19 protein-coding genes are annotated in these 15,878 nt (G+C 59.6%); 2 read left to right on the top strand and 17 right to left on the bottom strand.

Annotated features, from left to right (window positions below; all coding sequences use genetic code 11):
* Positions 1-386 precede the first annotated feature (386 nt).
* The 8 genes from tagD to TL5118_RS04370 form a co-directional block, all read right to left on the bottom strand.
* Positions 387-842, bottom strand: a complete 456-nt coding sequence (tagD, locus tag TL5118_RS04410; protein ID WP_058245468.1) for a glycerol-3-phosphate cytidylyltransferase — start codon at positions 840-842, stop codon at positions 387-389.
* Complete coding sequence (locus tag TL5118_RS04405; RefSeq protein ID WP_058245469.1) at positions 839-1,753, bottom strand: LicD family protein; 915 nt, start codon at positions 1,751-1,753, stop codon at positions 839-841. Before TL5118_RS04405 ends, tagD begins: the two co-directional genes overlap by 4 nt.
* Positions 1,754-2,004: 251 nt before the next feature.
* Positions 2,005-2,703, bottom strand: coding sequence for a 50S ribosomal protein L1 (rplA, locus tag TL5118_RS04395; protein ID WP_058245470.1), 699 nt, complete (start codon positions 2,701-2,703; stop codon positions 2,005-2,007).
* 1 nt (position 2,704) lies between these two features.
* Positions 2,705-3,130, bottom strand: coding sequence for a 50S ribosomal protein L11 (rplK, locus tag TL5118_RS04390; RefSeq protein ID WP_058245471.1), 426 nt, complete (start codon positions 3,128-3,130; stop codon positions 2,705-2,707).
* Positions 3,131-3,434: 304 nt separating this feature from the next.
* Complete coding sequence (nusG, locus tag TL5118_RS04385) at positions 3,435-3,968, bottom strand: transcription termination/antitermination protein NusG (protein WP_058245591.1); 534 nt, start codon at positions 3,966-3,968, stop codon at positions 3,435-3,437.
* A 221-nt stretch (positions 3,969-4,189) separates the two neighbouring features.
* Positions 4,190-4,387: a preprotein translocase subunit SecE gene (gene secE / locus TL5118_RS04380; protein WP_058245472.1), complete on the bottom strand. Its 198-nt coding sequence runs from the start codon at positions 4,385-4,387 to the stop codon at positions 4,190-4,192.
* A 101-nt stretch (positions 4,388-4,488) separates the two neighbouring features.
* Positions 4,489-4,938 (bottom strand): YtoQ family protein, encoded by a 450-nt coding sequence (locus tag TL5118_RS04375; protein ID WP_058245473.1) that lies wholly within the window; start codon positions 4,936-4,938, stop codon positions 4,489-4,491.
* A gap of 93 nt (positions 4,939-5,031) precedes the next feature.
* A complete protein-coding gene (locus TL5118_RS04370) occupies positions 5,032-5,676 on the bottom strand; it encodes a class I SAM-dependent methyltransferase (protein ID WP_106404172.1) in 645 nt (214 codons plus the stop codon).
* A gap of 138 nt (positions 5,677-5,814) precedes the next feature.
* Between TL5118_RS04370 and TL5118_RS04365 the strand changes: the two genes are divergently transcribed.
* Complete coding sequence (locus tag TL5118_RS04365) at positions 5,815-6,726, top strand: LysR family transcriptional regulator (protein ID WP_058245475.1); 912 nt, start codon at positions 5,815-5,817, stop codon at positions 6,724-6,726.
* 5 nt (positions 6,727-6,731) lie between these two features.
* Here the strand turns inward: TL5118_RS04365 and TL5118_RS04360 are convergent, their stop codons facing one another.
* The 9 genes from TL5118_RS04360 to pyk all read right to left on the bottom strand — a co-directional run bounded on the left by TL5118_RS04360 (position 6,732) and on the right by pyk (position 15,004).
* The gene (locus tag TL5118_RS04360) at positions 6,732-7,157 is read right to left on the bottom strand and encodes a GNAT family N-acetyltransferase (RefSeq protein WP_058245476.1); all 426 of its coding nucleotides are present in this window, start codon (positions 7,155-7,157) and stop codon (positions 6,732-6,734) included.
* 5 nt (positions 7,158-7,162) lie between these two features.
* The gene (gene pheT / locus TL5118_RS04355) at positions 7,163-9,562 is read right to left on the bottom strand and encodes a phenylalanine--tRNA ligase subunit beta (RefSeq protein ID WP_058245477.1); all 2,400 of its coding nucleotides are present in this window, start codon (positions 9,560-9,562) and stop codon (positions 7,163-7,165) included.
* Between the two features lie 168 nt (positions 9,563-9,730).
* Entirely contained in the window at positions 9,731-10,804 is a 1,074-nt protein-coding gene (pheS, locus tag TL5118_RS04350) for a phenylalanine--tRNA ligase subunit alpha (RefSeq protein WP_058245478.1), read from the bottom strand.
* A 119-nt stretch (positions 10,805-10,923) separates the two neighbouring features.
* On the bottom strand, positions 10,924-11,772 hold the full coding sequence (locus tag TL5118_RS04345) for a 2OG-Fe(II) oxygenase (RefSeq protein WP_058245592.1): 849 nt from the start codon (positions 11,770-11,772) through the stop codon (positions 10,924-10,926).
* Between the two features lie 176 nt (positions 11,773-11,948).
* A complete protein-coding gene (locus TL5118_RS04340) occupies positions 11,949-12,446 on the bottom strand; it encodes a P-loop nucleotide/nucleoside kinase family protein (protein WP_082626447.1) in 498 nt (165 codons plus the stop codon).
* A 110-nt stretch (positions 12,447-12,556) separates the two neighbouring features.
* Positions 12,557-12,919, bottom strand: a complete 363-nt coding sequence (gene rplT / locus TL5118_RS04335) for a 50S ribosomal protein L20 (RefSeq protein ID WP_058245480.1) — start codon at positions 12,917-12,919, stop codon at positions 12,557-12,559.
* 16 nt (positions 12,920-12,935) lie between these two features.
* Entirely contained in the window at positions 12,936-13,136 is a 201-nt protein-coding gene (gene rpmI / locus TL5118_RS04330) for a 50S ribosomal protein L35 (protein WP_043871133.1), read from the bottom strand.
* A 161-nt stretch (positions 13,137-13,297) separates the two neighbouring features.
* Complete coding sequence (locus TL5118_RS04325; protein WP_058245481.1) at positions 13,298-13,522, bottom strand: hypothetical protein; 225 nt, start codon at positions 13,520-13,522, stop codon at positions 13,298-13,300.
* Positions 13,523-13,555: 33 nt separating this feature from the next.
* Complete coding sequence (gene pyk / locus TL5118_RS04320) at positions 13,556-15,004, bottom strand: pyruvate kinase (RefSeq protein WP_058245482.1); 1,449 nt, start codon at positions 15,002-15,004, stop codon at positions 13,556-13,558.
* Between the two features lie 133 nt (positions 15,005-15,137).
* Here pyk and TL5118_RS04315 point away from each other — a divergent pair, with 133 nt between their 5' ends.
* Positions 15,138-15,878, top strand: coding sequence for an N-formylglutamate amidohydrolase (locus TL5118_RS04315; protein ID WP_058245483.1), 741 nt, complete (start codon positions 15,138-15,140; stop codon positions 15,876-15,878).

Raw genomic sequence — 15,878 nt, 5'->3', positions numbered from 1 at the left:
CTTGTCTGCCGGACTAGGTCCGACACTCAGGTCCTTTTTACGGGGCTGCGCCAACATCACCCGAAGGAAGCCTTCGGCTAATCTTTGTCGTATTCCCGTCTCAGGAGGGAAATTAAGACCCCGTTACCGAAGTCACCCACCGTCTTGGACGAAACGCAAAACAGCGCACGACGAATCGTACGCTGAAAGCGTGAGAGGTAATTATTGTGAAAACAGACCGGGCGCAAGTCCCCAACAGGAAAACCCGCCGGAAAACCGACAGGCAGCTGCATTCCCTGAGGGATGCCCCAACAACCGGCGCCAAAGTAACGCCGGCCACAACCTTACAGCAAAATCAGCCAAATTGCAAAACCGCGGGCAAGGGCGATGCGATACCGCCAAGAAGATCAGTCCGCGAAGGAGAAATTTTCTGGCAACCCCAAGGCTTTGGCGTTCTGGGTGCGGATCACTGCGCGTTTCAGATCGGTGGTTGAGACGTTTTCGGTGCGCGGCAGATAGACCACGTCACACAGATCCGCCAGATCATCAAACTTGCCCGCCCAATCATCGCCCATCGCAAAGACGTCAACGTCATAAAGCTGCACATCCTGCCGCTTCTGCGCCCAGTCGGTCTCCGGGATCACCAGATCCACGTAGCGACAGGCCTCCAGCACCTCGACGCGGTTCTCATAAGGCACAACCGTCTTCTTGCCCTTCACCGCGTTAAACTCATCGGTCGAACAGGCCACAATCAACCGATCGCCCATCTTGGCCAGCCGCTGCAACAGCCGGACATGGCCAAAGTGAAACAGATCAAATGTGCCGTAGGTCAAAACCGTTCTGCTGGTACGTGCTGCGCTCATGCGACGGCCTCCAGAAAATTGTGAAACCGCACCTTCGCACGGCTCCAGGGAAACTTGAAATAGGGGTCGGGCTGGCGCCACTCCGGGCCATAATTCACCGCAAGCATCTTCTCCGGCTCAGCCGGCATCGGACGGCCAGAAACCTTGCAGGACGCCAGGGGCAAAACCTCATCAGCACTCAATTCGCCATACGTGTGCGGGTAAATATACATGCGGCCCTCTTTCACCCAAGCCGGGAACAGATCGATCTCACAGCCATCCTGCCCTTTGAGCTTGTAAATACCCGGCGATTTCAAACCACCAGCCCCATCAAGCCCCAGCTCACCCAACCGCGCCCACAGCTGGCGCCACTCCTCAGCGGCGTCCGCTTCGTTGTCGGCCTGCAGGATCAGTGCCAGATCCACATCGTCATCATGGTCGATCAACTTGCCATCGCGCACCACACCCAGCAACGTGCCCGAGTTCAAGAAGCAGCGATAGCCCATCCTGCCCAAGGCCTCGATATGGCCCCCTACAGCCCCCCATATCCGGCTATGATCCATAGTATCGAAGGTCTGGCCACTATATCCGTGGTTCGTCGGGATACGATCCCCCAGCAGGGCCTCAAACGCCAGAAACTCCTGCAATTGCCCCTGTTCTTCGCGTTGCGCCCTCAACGTTCCGAGAGCCCGCACAGTACCAGACGGACGCAGCTGGCCAAACACACAGGTCGCCACCAACGCCTCATTGAACAAAATGGATGGCGGATTGCGCCGAAGCTTCTTCAGCTCAGCATAGTAGTGCCATGCATCAAATGGCCCCTGCACGCCATGCAGCGCGGCAAAGGCCATCATTCGAATTTCTTCAATCCGCGCCACGCGGTGATCGCCTTTCAGCGTCTTGGCGCGTTCAATCAACGCTTTACTGTCCAAAATATGCCTGCTTCCTACGCCGCGGTGTTCCGCGATCCTTGCTGCAATTGCGGTGACCCTATCATTGATGCGCATCGCCGCCAAAGGGTTTCCAAGCCCCTAACCGCCAAGCCGGAAAACAGCATCTTTTTCAGCACAATGTTCTGAAAACCGCCCGCCCGGCAGCGTCGCCTTTTTCTGGCGCGACAAAGGCAAAAGAAAAGGCGCACCCGTTGGGGCGCGCCTTTCAAATTCAAATCTGATCCGTCAGATCAGTTGCCGTTGGCGTTGTCCACGTTGACAGAAACGCCCGGGCCCATGGTCGAAGAGATTGCGATCTTCTTCATGTAGGCACCTTTGGCGCCTGCGGGCTTGGCTTTCTGAACCGCGTCAACAAAGGCACGGATGTTTTCAACCAGCTTGCCTTCGTCGAAGGAGGCTTTGCCAACACCGGCGTGGATCACACCAGCTTTTTCGACTTTGAACTGAACTTCACCACCTTTGGCAGCTTCCACGGCCGCTTTCACGTCCATGGTCACGGTGCCAACTTTGGGGTTCGGCATCAGGTTGCGCGGGCCCAGGATTTTACCCAGACGGCCAACAACCGGCATCATGTCTGGGGTCGCGATGCAGCGATCGAAATCGATGGTGCCGCCCTGGATGGTTTCCATCAGGTCTTCGGCGCCTACGATGTCTGCACCTGCAGCCTGAGCTTCTTCGGCTTTCGGGCCGCGTGCAAATACAGCAACACGAACCGATTTACCGGTGCCGTTCGGCAGACCAACAACGCCGCGGACCATCTGGTCAGCGTGACGCGGATCAACACCCAGGTTCACAGCGATTTCAACGGTCTCGTCGAATTTGGCGGTTGCGTTGGCTTTCACCAGTGCAACAGCTTCTTCAACGGTGACGTCTGCTTTGCCAGCGAAAGCTTCACGCGCAGCGGCGGTACGTTTTCCGAGCTTTGCCATCTTACTTCACCTCGATGCCCATGGAGCGGGCGGAGCCCAGGATGATCTGCATTGCCGCGTCGATGTCGTTGGCGTTCAGATCTTTCATCTTGGCTTCGGCGATTTCTTTCACCTGAGCCACGGACACCGAACCTACGGTCTCACGACCGGGGTTGTTGGCGCCGGATTTCAGCTTGGCAGCTTTCTTCAGGTAGTAAGACGCGGGCGGCGTCTTGATGTCCATGGTGAAGGACTTGTCCTGGTAGTAGCTGATCACGGTCGGGCAAGGCGCGCCAGGATCCATTTCCTGGGTCTTCGCGTTGAAGGCCTTACAGAATTCCATGATGTTGATGCCGCGCTGACCCAGAGCCGGACCTACCGGCGGGGACGGGTTAGCTTGACCGGCGGGCACCTGCAGTTTCAGGGTGCCAACGAGCTTCTTAGCCATTGTCTTTTCCTTTTCAAACAGCCGCGGGACGCGTCCTTTGGCCTACGTTGCCGTGGTTGGGTTAGACCATCGCGATGGCCGTGCCTCCCACGAGGGATTCGCCGCATGAGCGGCAAGTGACGCGCGATCTACACCGGGGACCGGGTTTTGACAAGCCCCAGCAGCTGCAGAACAGGCAATCTGGTGCTGTTTTATTGGCGTTTTCCAGCCAAAGTTAGGTCGAGAAGATTGCACCACCAACAGCAAAAGCGCGCCCCGATCGGAACGCGCTTTGCAGAACTCTGTCTCTTCAAGCGGGGGCGGGTCAGCCCTGCTTGGTCACCTGGGTGAAGTCCAGCTCCACCGGGGTTTCGCGACCAAAGATCGACACCGAAACCTTCAGCTTCTGGGCCTCGTCGTCCACTTCTTCGATCATACCGTCGAAGTCTTCGAACGGGCCGTCGTTCACTTTTACCTTCTCACCCACTTCGAAGCGGATCAGGGTACGCGGCTGCTCCTCGCCTTCCTGAACGCGGTTGAGGATCTGGTTCACCTCAGCATCGCGCATCGGCATCGGGCGCCCCTGCGGACCAAGGAAACCGGTCACGCGGTTGATGGTCGAAATCAGGTGATAGCCACGATCGCTCATCTCCATGCGCACCAGCACGTAGCCGGGCATGAAACGACGCTCAGTGGTGACTTTCTTACCGCGGCGTACTTCGATGACCTCTTCGGTCGGCACCAGCACCTCTACGATCTCATCTTCCAGACCGTTTTCTTCCACGGAGGTACGGATCTGCTCGGCCACCTTCTTCTCGAAGTTCGAGAGAACGCTCACCGAATACCAACGCTTCGCCATCTTCTGTGTCTCCGCACCTGCGACCTTGGGCATCTCTGGCCCTCTGGTCGGAATTCAAAACTCATTCGCAGATCTGATCTGCGGCTACCCGGAACAAAAATACGGCGTGCAACTCGAATCGCCGCACGCCCTAACCGGTTAGATTTCCCACCTACGCCGCAGGGCGCAGGATTTCAAGAGAAAAGGCGCAGATACCGGTCCCCCGGCCGCGCCTGATCGGATCAGCCAAACAGCGACAGAACCCCGCGCAAACCGCCTTTGATCCCCATATCAACAAGGGCAAAGAACAGCGCCGTGACGGTGGCCATGATGAACACCATTACGGTGGTCAGCAGAACTTCACGACGGGTCGGCCAGACAACCTTGCCCACTTCGCCGCGGACCTGCTGAATGAACTGAAGCGGATTTGTACGTGCCATTATGTCTGTCTTCTCTGTCAGGATGGGGCGCAGATACGCTTATCCGCGCCCGATTTCAAGGGGCAGCGGTGCATTGAACCCCTCTGCCCCGGCTGTTGTGATCACTTCGGCAACGCGCCGGTCAGCACATAGCGCAGCATCTCAACCACCTGACCCGGCTGTTCCGCCACCGCCAATGCGGCCGCGTCGACCTCTTTCAGCGCGTGCTGATGCTCTGGCGGGTGCAGCACGATCAGCGATTTACCCAGCGCGGCGGCATAGCCCGCATCAAAGGCGGCGTTCCACTGTTTGTACTTCTCGCCAAAGCGCACAACCACCACATCGGCCTCACCAATCAGGGTGCGGGTGCGGATCGCGTTCAGCTTGGCGCCTTTGTGGTCGTGCCAGAACTTGTTTGGCTCCTCGCCCAGAATCGCCACACCACAGTCATCGCTGGAATCGTGATCGGTGTTGGGCGAAGAGAAGCTGACATCCAGCTCTTTTGCGCCCTCAATGATCTGCTCACGCCAATCGGTGTGAATCTCGCCAGACAGGTATACTTTCAGCGTCATATCGCGCCCTCCATTCATTTGGAAACCTGTCTAGCCCGCCACATGCCCCTTGCCCAGAGCGAAGGAGTTTCAAATCAGACCACAGGACCGCGCTCAGATCTTTCTGGCCACCAGATACCGCGCCGGCGGCACCTTGTTGGGGAAGTTGCCGCTTTCCACGATCTTGAAGCCCGCCCAGGTCAACAGCCCCTCCAACTCTGAGACCGAGATGGAGTTCACATAGGGCGCCTTGCCGACCATCTGCATCATCGGGATCAGCATGCGGATACCCCGCGCCTTCAGGCTGCGTCCTTCGCCCAGACAGACGGTTTTGCTGATCAGCAGACCACCGGGTTTCACAAGGTCGCGAATATCGGTCAGCCGCTGTTCCAGATCCGGCAGCAGATGCAGCAGGGAATGGGCCATCACCACATCAAACTGCTGCCCCTTAAAGGTCTGATCGCCCACCATCGCCTGGGTGAAGGTCAGGTTCTCTGCCCCCGCCTCCTCGGCGCGGGCACGGCAATGTTTCAGCATCCCCTCCGACACGTCCGACCCGGTGAAACGGGCCACATGCGGTGCCAGCCGGACCGCCGTCATCCCGGTACCGCAGCCCAGTTCCAGCACCTCATCGGTCGCCTTCATATAAGAGGCCGAGCGTTCCAGCGTATATTCATAGGCCGCCATATCCCCGATCTTGGATTTGACATAGCCATCCGCCACGTTGTCCCAGAACTTCGCCGTCTTCTGATTGGTCATTTGAGCCGTCATTTGCACATCCTCATCTTTTCACCTTGAAGATAGCCATGCAGAAAGGCGATAAAAATTGCGGAAATTTGCAAGTCATCCATACGTAAACGCATAAACGCCGCCTGTTCAGGCGCAGCTGAGGATACCATGATCCAAGGGGCCAACAGTTTTGACTGGAACCATATGCGCGCCTTTCTGGCCACTGCCGAGGAGGGTTCGCTCTCGGCTGCGGCCCGCAAACTTGGGCTGACCCAACCGACGCTGGGCCGTCAGGTCACCGCGCTGGAGGCTGAGTTGAACCTGATGCTGTTTGAACGGGTCGGGCGCAATCTGGTGCTGACCCAGGCCGGGGAGGAGCTGCTGCAGCACGTGCGCGCCATGAACGCCGCCGCTGATCAGGTGGCGCTGGTTGCCTCGGGCCAATCGCAGGCGGTGGAGGGCGTGGTGCGGATCACCGCCAGCGATGTCTTCTCAGCCTATCTGCTGCCCCCGATCATGAAAGAGCTGCGCGCCCGCGCCCCGCAGTTGGAAATTGACATTGTCGCCGCCAATGACATCCGCGATCTGATGCGACGTGAGGCCGACATCGCCATCCGCCACGTCCGCCCGGATCAACCCGATCTGATTGCCCGTCTGGTGCGTGAGGCGCGGGGATACTTCTACGCCTCCTCCGACTACCTTGACCGCAAGGGCCGCCCTGAAACGCTGGACGATCTGCGCGACCATGACTTCATCAGCTTTGGTAACGTGACGCAGATGCTTGGTTTCCTGCATCCGCTGGGCTTCCCGATCAGCGAAAATAACTTTCGCATCGGCAGTGAAAGCGGCGTGGTTTCATGGGAGCTGGTACGCCAGGGCTTTGGTATTGCGGCCATGGCTGATGATGTGGCCGCTGCCACCCCCGATGTGGAACGTGTGCTGCCCGATCTGGCGCCGGTGGTCTTTCCGGTCTGGCTGACCACCCACCGCGAGTTGCACACCAGCCGCCGCATCCGGCTGGTCTTTGATCTGCTGGCCGAATTTCTGGCGCAAAAGCCTGAGGCCAAATTCTCAGACTGACCCTGTCACAGATCCCGCGACATCAGCACTTTCATGCCGTCACGCGCAGTCACCTGCCAGCCAAGGTGTTCATAAAGCGCAACGTTTTCGGGGATGTCTTTATGTGTGGCCAAGGCCATCCGGCTGCACCCCGTCGCGCGGGCATGGTCCAGTGCAAAGCGGATCAGCTGCCCGCCGATCCCCTGCCCTTTGGCAGCGGCAGAGACGGCGATGTTCATCAGATGGGCGTCGGGTGGCGTGGTAGCCATCATCAGGACACCCAAAGGCACTTCACCAATGACCCAGACCTGTCCGGCCGCAATGGCCTCATCCAAGCCGCCGCTGACATCGGGCAACACAAGGCCACAGTCGCGGTAGGGCTGATAGGCCGCGTCGATCAGCCCGGCCAAGGCGTCTGCCTCATCTGGTCGGGCTGATCGGATCTCTTGCATCAGGTTTAACCGCGCAGCGCGCCGCCGGTGGCCTTGCTGACCTTTTCGACGATCTTGCTTGCCACAGCCTCGATATCCTTTTCTTTCAGGGTCTTATCGCTTGGCTGCAGGCGCACGGTGATGGCGATGGATTTCTTGCCCTCGCCCAAAGACCCACCGATGAACTGGTCAAAGACCCGCACCTCTTCGATCAGGGCCTTGTCGGCGCCAGCCGCGGCATTGACCAGCGTCAGCGCCTCAACCTCAGCATCCACCACAAAGGCAAAGTCCCGCTCCACCGCCTGCAGATCGCTGATATCCAGCGCCGGGCGCGTGGCCGATTTCTTTTTCGGCTGCGGGATTTCCTCGGGGAACAGGGTAAAGGCCACGGCCGGGCCCTTCACGCCCATTTCCTGCAGGATCTTCGGGTGTACCTCACCAAAGACGCCCAGCACCTTTTTGGGGCCGAGGCAAATCTTGCCCGAACGGCCCGGATGCCACCAATCCTGCACGCCGCGCAGGATCTGTACCTTGGCAGGCGCACCGATCGCAGCCAGAACCGCCTCGGCATCGGCCTTGGCGTCATAAACATCCACCGCGCGCGATGCACCATGCACATCCTTGGGACCAGTCTGACCAATTAGCAGGCCGGTGACCAAGAGGTGCTGTTCGCCCGGCTCCCCACCGTGGAAGGCCGGACCACATTCAAACAACGCCATATCGTTGAAACCACGCGCCTGATTGCGGGCCGCGGCCTGCAACAGACCGGGCAGCAGCGCCGGGCGCATATGGCTCATCTCGGAAGAAATCGGGTTGTCCAGCATGGTGGCATTGTCACCACCGCCGAACAGTTCCGCCGATTTGCGGTCGATGAAGCTATAGGTCACGCATTCGTTGTACCCCAGCGACGCCGTGGTGCGACGCGCGATCTGTTCGCGGCGCTGAATGGGCGATTGCGTCGGACGTGGCACCCCGGCCGAGGGGCGCGCCAAGGGGATCGGCTCCAGCTTGGTGAGCGAGGCAACCCGCGCCACCTCTTCCACCAGATCGGCAGAACCCTGCACGTCAGGGCGCCAGCTGGGCACATGGGCCATGTCACCTTCCATCACGAAACCCAGTTTGGTCAGGGTTTCGCGCTGGGTGTCAGCAGGGATTTCCATCCCCACCAGCGACTGCACGCGATCGGTGTCCAGCTTATAGGCACGCGCCACATCGGGCACCTCACCTGCAACCACAACCTCGGAGGCTTCACCACCGCAGAGATCCAGGATCATCTGGGTGGCATCTTCCATCGCCTGCATGTTGTAGGCCGGATCAATGCCGCGTTCGTTGCGATACCGCGCGTCCGAGTTGATCTTCAGCGCGCGGCCGGTTTTAGCAATCTGAATGGTGTCCCAGAACGCCGCCTCAAGGAAGACATTCACGGTCTCTTCGGTACAGCCAGACACCTCACCCCCCATGATGCCACCGATGGATTCCACACCGTTGTCATCCGAAATCACCACCTGACCGGCGGAGAAGGTGTATTCCTTCTCATCCAGACCCAGCAGGGTCTCGCCACCCTTGGCGCGATGCACCCGCAGGTCGCCTTTGACCTTATCGGCGTCAAAGACGTGCAGCGGGCGGTTGCGGTCATAGGTGAAGAAGTTGGTGATATCGACCAGCGTCGAAATCGGGCGCAGACCAATGGCGGTCAGACGCTGCTGCAGCCATTCTGGCGAGGGGCCGTTTTTCACACCTTTGATCAGACGCCCGGCAAAGACCTCACAGCCGCCTTCGCGGGTGTCTTCGTCAATGGTGACGTTGATGGTGGATTTGAACCCGCCCGCGACCGATGCGGTCTTGGCCGGTTTCATCTCACCCAGACCCCGCGCCGCCAGATCCAGCGCAATGCCGCGCACACCCAGAGCATCGGGACGGTTCGGGGTGATCGCAATTTCGATCACCGGATCCACTTTTTCCGGCATGTTGGCGGCCAGCCAATCGGCAAAGCTCTCACCAACCTCGCCCGAGGGCAGTTCGATGATACCGTCGTGATCATCGCCCAGTTCCAGCTCACGCATAGAGGCCATCATGCCGTGGCTTTCAACGCCGCGGATGTTGCCCACCTTGATGGTGATGTCGAGGCCGGGGATATACATGCCCGGTTTGCACAGCACCACGGTGATGCCCGCGCGGGCGTTGGGGGCGCCGCAGACGATCTGTTTTTCGCCTTCGTCGGTGGCGACCTGACAGACCCGCAGCTTATCCGCGTCGGGGTGTTTTTCGGCCTCTTCGATCTTGGCAAGGGTGAAGCCCTGCAAAGTCGCCGCCGGATCGGTGACCTCTTCCACTTCCAGACCCAGATCGGTCAGGGCGTAGAGGATTTCATCAAGGCTAGCCTGGGTGTCCAGGTGCTCTTTCAGCCAGGAGAGGGTGAATTTCATGTCTCAGCGCCCTTTTGGCAAATATTCGGTTCGGATGCGGCGGTATCGCGCGCAAGTATCTCATGTCTCGGGACTTGCCCAAAGGGCAGCGCCCGTCCCGGGGTGGGCGTAAAGCGCCCGCCCATGGGGCGGGTCGGGCGCTGCCCGGCCTATCGGCCGGGCGTTGGCTTAACGGCTCAGGCCCCCATGCAGGGTCGGCACGTCCAGCGAGGCAAAGCCGTAGTGGCGCAGCCAGCGCAGGTCGCTGTCAAAGAAGGCGCGCAGGTCGGGGATGCCGTATTTCAACATCGCCAGACGGTCGATCCCCATGCCAAAGGCAAAGCCCTGCCATTCGTCGGGGTTCACACCGGCCGCTTCCAGCACCTTCGGATGCACCATGCCGGAGCCCAGCACCTCCATCCAGTCATCGCCTTCACCGATCTTCAGCTGGCCATCAACCCAGGAACACTGGATATCCACCTCGGCCGACGGTTCCGTGAACGGGAAGTGCGAGGCGCGGAAACGGGTCTTGATGCCATCGATTTCAAAGAAGGCGGCAAAGAACTCTTCCAGCACCCACTTAAGGTTCGCCATCGACACGTCCTTGTCGATGCACAGCCCCTCCACCTGGTGGAACATCGGCGTGTGGGTCTGGTCATAGTCCGAACGGTACACACGGCCCGGCGCGATCACACGGATCGGCGCGCCCTGTTTTTCCATCGCGCGGGTCTGGACCGGCGAGGTGTGGGTGCGCAGCACATGCGGCGGGCGGTCGTCGCCTTCGGCACGGTTCATGTAGAAGGTGTCAAACTCCTGCCGCGCGGGGTGATGCGGCGGGATGTTCAGGCTGTCGAAGTTGTACCAATCGGTCTCGATCTGCGGGCCTTCGGCCACGGCAAAGCCCAGATTGGCAAAGATCGCAGCGATCTCTTCGCTGACCTGCGAAATCGGGTGGATGGTGCCACGGCGCTCGGTCCGGCCCGGCAGGGTCACATCCAGCCATTCGGTGCGCAGACGCTCTTCCAGCGCGGCATCGGCAAGTGCGGCTTTCTTCGCGGCCAGGGCCGAGTTGATCTCATCTTTCAGCGCGTTCAGTGCCGGGCCTGCCACCTGGCGCTCTTCTGGCGTCATCTTGCCCAGCTCGCGCATCTTCAGGCTGACCTCGCCCTTTTTACCCACTGCCTGCAGGCGCAGATCCTCTAGCGCGGCTTCATCACCGGCATCGGCAATCGCGCTGAGGTATTTCTGTTTCAGATCGTCCATCCGACCCCTCCAATTCCGTTACGCCCCTGCTAGCGAGCAGAGCCATAAAACGCAAGGGTTGGACACAGGGGCGCGCCCGGGTTGAGACCCAGACGCAACGGAGGCACAACTCCGCCGCTCTACTTGGCGCGGTCAACGCCGCGCAGCTTGCGGATCAGATTGTTGGTCTTGCGATAAAGCACCGGCGGCACCACACCGCGCACCACCCGCAACGTGCCTTCATAGCTGCGCGCATCCTCACTGCCGGGGCGACGCTTGAACACGGTGGACTGCGCCGTGCGCCCCTCTTCCCAGGTGGCTGTGTAGTAATAAAGCGCAATGGACAGCCGCGGCAGACCGTCCGGATGGTTCACCGGTTCTGGGTTGCCATGCATGGTGTTATTCCCGGTGGAAAAACAGCACATCCGGTTCATGATCGGCACGAAGCTTTCCACCTTCTCACTCATGTCATTGGTCCAGATCTCAAAGGATCCGCCGTAGTCCTCCTGCCAGTCAGGATTGAGGTAGATCAGCACGTTGAGGCGCCGTTCCAGGTTCATGATCGAATGGTGGTTGAAGTCCGCATGGATGTCCAAGAACCCGGTGGTGTTGATCCGGTGAATGCCGCCGCCCATGAAATAGGGATCGGGGATCAGACCTTTGATGCCTGACATGTTTTCCAGAAACTGAATGAAAGGTCGCGCGTTCAACGCCTGAAACACCGAGCGGGTGTAGGGCGGCAGACGGTCGGGGTTATAGGAGGTCTTGAGCTTTTCATTGCCGCTGGAAAACTCCGGATCCTGATCCGGCAGCGCCATCACCTCAGCCCGCACCTTTTCCAGCACCTCCAACGGCAGAAAATTGTCGACGCTGGTGTAGTGATAAGGCGCCTGCGCCTGATACTCCGCCGCCAAAGTGGCGCCAATTTCCTTGGCGCGCTGCTGCGGAATGCTCAGCGTTTCCGGGTCCAGAGGGTAAAAAGCAGTCATCGCACAATCCAAATGGCTATAATTTACAACAGCAAACAGGGCGCCGCCCGTCACTGTCAAGCAATGCGGCCCTTCAGGCACAAAACAACGCGGCGGCGGCACATTTGCGCACCGCTAGGCGAATTTGGATCGGGGTGCTTCAGACAAACAGCGCTTCAACACGCGCACTGACGCCGCTAGCTTGCGTCATGCAGCACAATGTTGAACCCTTCCTCAGCGGTGGGTTCGGCGTAGTGTTTGGCAAACTGGGCAAACTGCGCCTCCGTCGCGGCAAAGGCATGTTCCCCCGCCGCATTGCGGGCTTTTAGACGTTGCAGGCACAGCGCATCCGGTGTGGTCATCACATGCAGCTGATGATCGGCCCCTGTCTGCGCCAGCAGCCCCTTCATCCATGTCCGGCTTGCCACTGTGTTGGCCTGAAAATCCAACACCACCGACAGGCCCTCAGCCAGCAACTGCACCACATGCGGCCCAACGACCGAGCGCAGCGCCGCCGAACAGCGCAGGAAATCCTGCGGCGTTTGCATCTGATCCCCATAAAGCGCGGCCAGCCAATCATCCTCAGACAAGAGAACCGTGCCCGGCGCCGCACTCAACCGGGCGCAAAGCGTCGACTTGCCCGAGGCGATTTTGCCACAGAGCATATGCAGCGTAGGGGATCGATCAGTTGTCATAACAGCCTCAAAATTGCTGATGCCGCGTCCACCACGGCGAAATCCTGATAAACAAAGAAAAAGGCGGCACCCGGGGGCACCGCCTTTGATCTTGTAACCGAGTGCTTGGCTTACGCCAGAGCGGCCTTGGCTTTTTCGACGATTGCGCCGAAAGCGTCGGGCTCATGTACGGCCAGGTCGGCCAGTACTTTACGGTCAACTTCGATGCCAGCCAGGCCCAGACCGTTGATGAAACGCGAGTATGTCAGCGCTTCGTCATGTGCACGTACAGCAGCGTTGATACGCTGGATCCACAGCGCACGGAAGTTACGCTTGCGGTTCTTACGGTCGCGGGTTGCGTACTGGTTCGCCTTGTCAACGGCCTGACGGGCGACCTTGAAGGTGTTCTTGCGGCGGCCGTAATAGCCTTTTGCTGCCTTAATGACCTTCTTGTGGCGGGCGTGAGTCGTGGTACCACCTTTAACGCGGGACATATCAGCTCTCCTCTACTTAGCGGTCGTAGGGCATGTAGCCCTTGACGATTTTCGCGTCGGGAGCCGACAGCGTGGTGGTGCCGCGAGCGTCGCGGATGAATTTCTTGGTGCGTTTGATCATGCCGTGGCGTTTGCCGGCCTGACCTGCGATCACTTTACCGGTCGCGGTCACCTTGAAGCGCTTTTTGGCGCTCGACTTGGTCTTCATCTTAGGCATTTTCGTCTCCTAGTCTTTGTACGATTACACGCGACTCGGCATGCCATATAGCCGGCCGCGCAGACAGGCCGCTTCTTTAGGGGGGATAGGCGCCGCTGGCAAGGGGGAATCTGCACCGTAATCGCCAATAAAATAAGGCGGACGACCGAAACCCCTCAGAATCAGTTCAGTACCTGACCTGCCACGACGACAAAGGCCATCGGAATATCCACCAAGGCAAAGCCGCCGGGTTTGACCGTTGTGGCGTAATAGCCCAGCGCAAAGCCGATAAGTACAAAAAGCGCCGCTGCACGCGGCGCTTCTTTCTCACTCCAGGCAGACACAAGGGCGGGGATCGCAAAGCAGGCGATCACCACGCCAATAACCATGATCAAATCCGCCTGCATCTTGATGCCCCTCTGGCTGCCCTGCAGCAGAGGTTATTCCGGATCGTGCGCGTAGATCAAACGTTCTGCACAGGGCGCCACCCGCAGAATGTTGGTGGTGCCGGTCACATTGAACGGCACACCCGCGGTGACAAGGATCTGATCATCCTCAGTGGCATAGCCGCCCATCCGCGCTGCCCGCGCCGCATTGACCACCGCCTGTTTGAAGCGATCGACGTCGCCGCTGATGACCACACAGTCGGTGCCCCAGCTCAGCGCCAGACGACGCGCCGTATCGCGCAGCGGGGTCAGCGCGATGATCGGCACCCGCGGACGTTCCCGTGACACCAGCAGCGCCGTTGTCCCCGACTGGGTGTAGCAGCAGATCGCCTTAATATCGGTGGTTTCCGCAATCTCACGTGCAGCCGCAACGATGCCATCGGCAACGGTTTTGCGGTCCGCGATCCGGCTGGCCTCGATGATTTCGGTGTAAGTGGCATCGCTTTCCACTTCGACTGCCACGTTGTTCATCGTGGTCACCGCTTCGATCGGGAAGGACCCGGCGGCGGACTCGGCGCTCAGCATGATGGCATCGGCGCCTTCATAGATAGCGGTTGCCACATCCGACACCTCAGCCCGGGTCGGCATCGGCGAATCGATCATCGATTCCAGCATCTGCGTTGCCACGATCACTGGCTTGGCTACTTTGCGGCACTTGCGGATCAGGCGTTTCTGGATCGGCGGGACGTTCTGCACCGGCAGCTCCACACCCAGATCGCCACGCGCCACCATGATCCCGTCCGAGACATCAAGGATCTCTTCAAAGGCTTTCACCGCCGCAGGTTTTTCAATCTTCGACAGGATGGCGGCGCGGCCATTGGCCAGATTGCGCGCTTCCCAGACATCTTCGGGACGCTGCACAAAGCTCAGCGCCAGCCAGTCAACACCCAGCTGACAGACGAACTCCAGGTCTTTCTTGTCCTTCTCCGACAGCGCCGCCAGCGGCAGCACCACATCCGGCACGTTCACACCTTTACGGTTTGAGATCGTGCCGCCCGCAATCACTTCGGTTTCGGCGAAGTCAGCACCGCATTCGGTGACTTTCAGGCGGATCTTACCATCATTGACCAACAGGGTGGTGCCCACTTCCAGCGCATCAAAGATTTCTTTGTGCGGCAGGCAGACGCGGGTTGCATCACCCGGGGTCTCATCCAGATCCAGACGGAAGCTTGCGCCGTTTTCCAGCTCCTCCGCATCATTGACGAAGACACCCACACGCAGCTTCGGGCCCTGCAGGTCGGCCAGAATGCCCACCGGGTTGTTCAGATCTTTTTCCACCTGACGAATGATCGCGTGACGTTCGCGGATTTCTTCGTGGTCGCCGTGGCTCATGTTCAGGCGGAACACGTCCGCCCCGGCTTCATGCAGCGCACGGATGGTTTCATAGTCGCTGGAGGCCGGGCCCAAAGTGGCCACGATTTTCACGTTGCGAAAGCGTCTCATATCAGATCAATTCCCTTCCTAGCAGGCTAATGTTACCGCTAACTTCGCTGCCTTATACGCATATGGTACGGCAGAAACAATTCCAATCACGCGCAAAGTGGCATAGAGGCTTTTCAAACCAAGTGAAAGTTTCATGACCTACCATCCCTTCCACATTCACGGCGATGACCGCGACAGCCGCTTCCTGATCACCTGCGACCATGCCACCAATACCGTGCCGCCCTTTGTGAATGGCGGCGAATTGGGGTTGGGCGCGGGCGATATGAACCGCCACATCGCCTATGACGTCGGTGCTGCCGGGGTGACCCGGGCGCTGGCCGATGCCTTGGGATGTGCCGCGATCCTGTCGGATTTCTCCCGGCTGGTGATTGACCCCAACCGTGGTGACGATGATCCGACCCTGCTGATGAAGCTCTATGACGGCACCATCATCCCCGCCAACCGCCATGCCGACGCGGCTGAGCTGGAGCGGCGGCTCGACGCCTGTTACCGGCCCTATCATGCAGCCCTGGCAGATCTGGCGGCACGGCGCGACGATACAGTGATCATCTCGATGCATTCCTTCACCCCGCAGCTGCAGGGCCGCGCGCCGCGCCCTTGGCATATCGGTGTGCTCTGGGCGGAGGACGGGCGCTATGCCCAGCCGCTGATCACCCGGCTGAAGGAGGAACCGGACCTTTGTGTCGGGGACAATGAACCCTACACCGGCTATCTGCCCGGCGATGCGATTGACACCCATGCCACTGCGCATGGCCGCCCCAACGCCCTGATTGAGATCCGCAATGACCTGATCGAAACCGACCAGCAGCAGGCCCAATGGGGGCAGCGCCTGGCCCCGATCCTGACCGAAACCCTGTCGCGCAGCGGCGTCTGA

Source organism: Thalassovita autumnalis (assembly GCF_001458255.1).
In the GTDB taxonomy this organism is placed as follows: domain Bacteria; phylum Pseudomonadota; class Alphaproteobacteria; order Rhodobacterales; family Rhodobacteraceae; genus Thalassobius; species Thalassobius autumnalis.
This window is presented reverse-complemented; position numbering and strand designations above follow the sequence as displayed.

What these genes read in the sequence shown, in the direction of transcription:
- tagD (WP_058245468.1), bottom strand. Translation starts at nt 842, where the DNA reads ATGAGCGCAGCACGTACCAGCAGAACGGTTTTGACCTACGGCACATTT.
- rplA (WP_058245470.1), bottom strand. Translation starts at nt 2,703, where the DNA reads ATGGCAAAGCTCGGAAAACGTACCGCCGCTGCGCGTGAAGCTTTCGCT.
- rplK (WP_058245471.1), bottom strand. Translation starts at nt 3,130, where the DNA reads ATGGCTAAGAAGCTCGTTGGCACCCTGAAACTGCAGGTGCCCGCCGGT.
- nusG (WP_058245591.1), bottom strand. Translation starts at nt 3,968, where the DNA reads ATGGCGAAGCGTTGGTATTCGGTGAGCGTTCTCTCGAACTTCGAGAAG.
- secE (WP_058245472.1), bottom strand. Translation starts at nt 4,387, where the DNA reads ATGGCACGTACAAATCCGCTTCAGTTCATTCAGCAGGTCCGCGGCGAA.
- TL5118_RS04375 (WP_058245473.1), bottom strand. Translation starts at nt 4,938, where the DNA reads ATGACGCTGAAAGTATACCTGTCTGGCGAGATTCACACCGATTGGCGT.
- TL5118_RS04370 (WP_106404172.1), bottom strand. Translation starts at nt 5,676, where the DNA reads ATGACCAATCAGAAGACGGCGAAGTTCTGGGACAACGTGGCGGATGGC.
- TL5118_RS04365 (WP_058245475.1), top strand. Translation starts at nt 5,815, where the DNA reads ATGATCCAAGGGGCCAACAGTTTTGACTGGAACCATATGCGCGCCTTT.
- TL5118_RS04360 (WP_058245476.1), bottom strand. Translation starts at nt 7,157, where the DNA reads ATGCAAGAGATCCGATCAGCCCGACCAGATGAGGCAGACGCCTTGGCC.
- pheT (WP_058245477.1), bottom strand. Translation starts at nt 9,562, where the DNA reads ATGAAATTCACCCTCTCCTGGCTGAAAGAGCACCTGGACACCCAGGCT.
- pheS (WP_058245478.1), bottom strand. Translation starts at nt 10,804, where the DNA reads ATGGACGATCTGAAACAGAAATACCTCAGCGCGATTGCCGATGCCGGT.
- TL5118_RS04345 (WP_058245592.1), bottom strand. Translation starts at nt 11,772, where the DNA reads ATGACTGCTTTTTACCCTCTGGACCCGGAAACGCTGAGCATTCCGCAG.
- TL5118_RS04340 (WP_082626447.1), bottom strand. Translation starts at nt 12,446, where the DNA reads ATGACAACTGATCGATCCCCTACGCTGCATATGCTCTGTGGCAAAATC.
- rplT (WP_058245480.1), bottom strand. Translation starts at nt 12,919, where the DNA reads ATGTCCCGCGTTAAAGGTGGTACCACGACTCACGCCCGCCACAAGAAG.
- rpmI (WP_043871133.1), bottom strand. Translation starts at nt 13,136, where the DNA reads ATGCCTAAGATGAAGACCAAGTCGAGCGCCAAAAAGCGCTTCAAGGTG.
- TL5118_RS04325 (WP_058245481.1), bottom strand. Translation starts at nt 13,522, where the DNA reads ATGCAGGCGGATTTGATCATGGTTATTGGCGTGGTGATCGCCTGCTTT.
- pyk (WP_058245482.1), bottom strand. Translation starts at nt 15,004, where the DNA reads ATGAGACGCTTTCGCAACGTGAAAATCGTGGCCACTTTGGGCCCGGCC.
- TL5118_RS04315 (WP_058245483.1), top strand. Translation starts at nt 15,138, where the DNA reads ATGACCTACCATCCCTTCCACATTCACGGCGATGACCGCGACAGCCGC.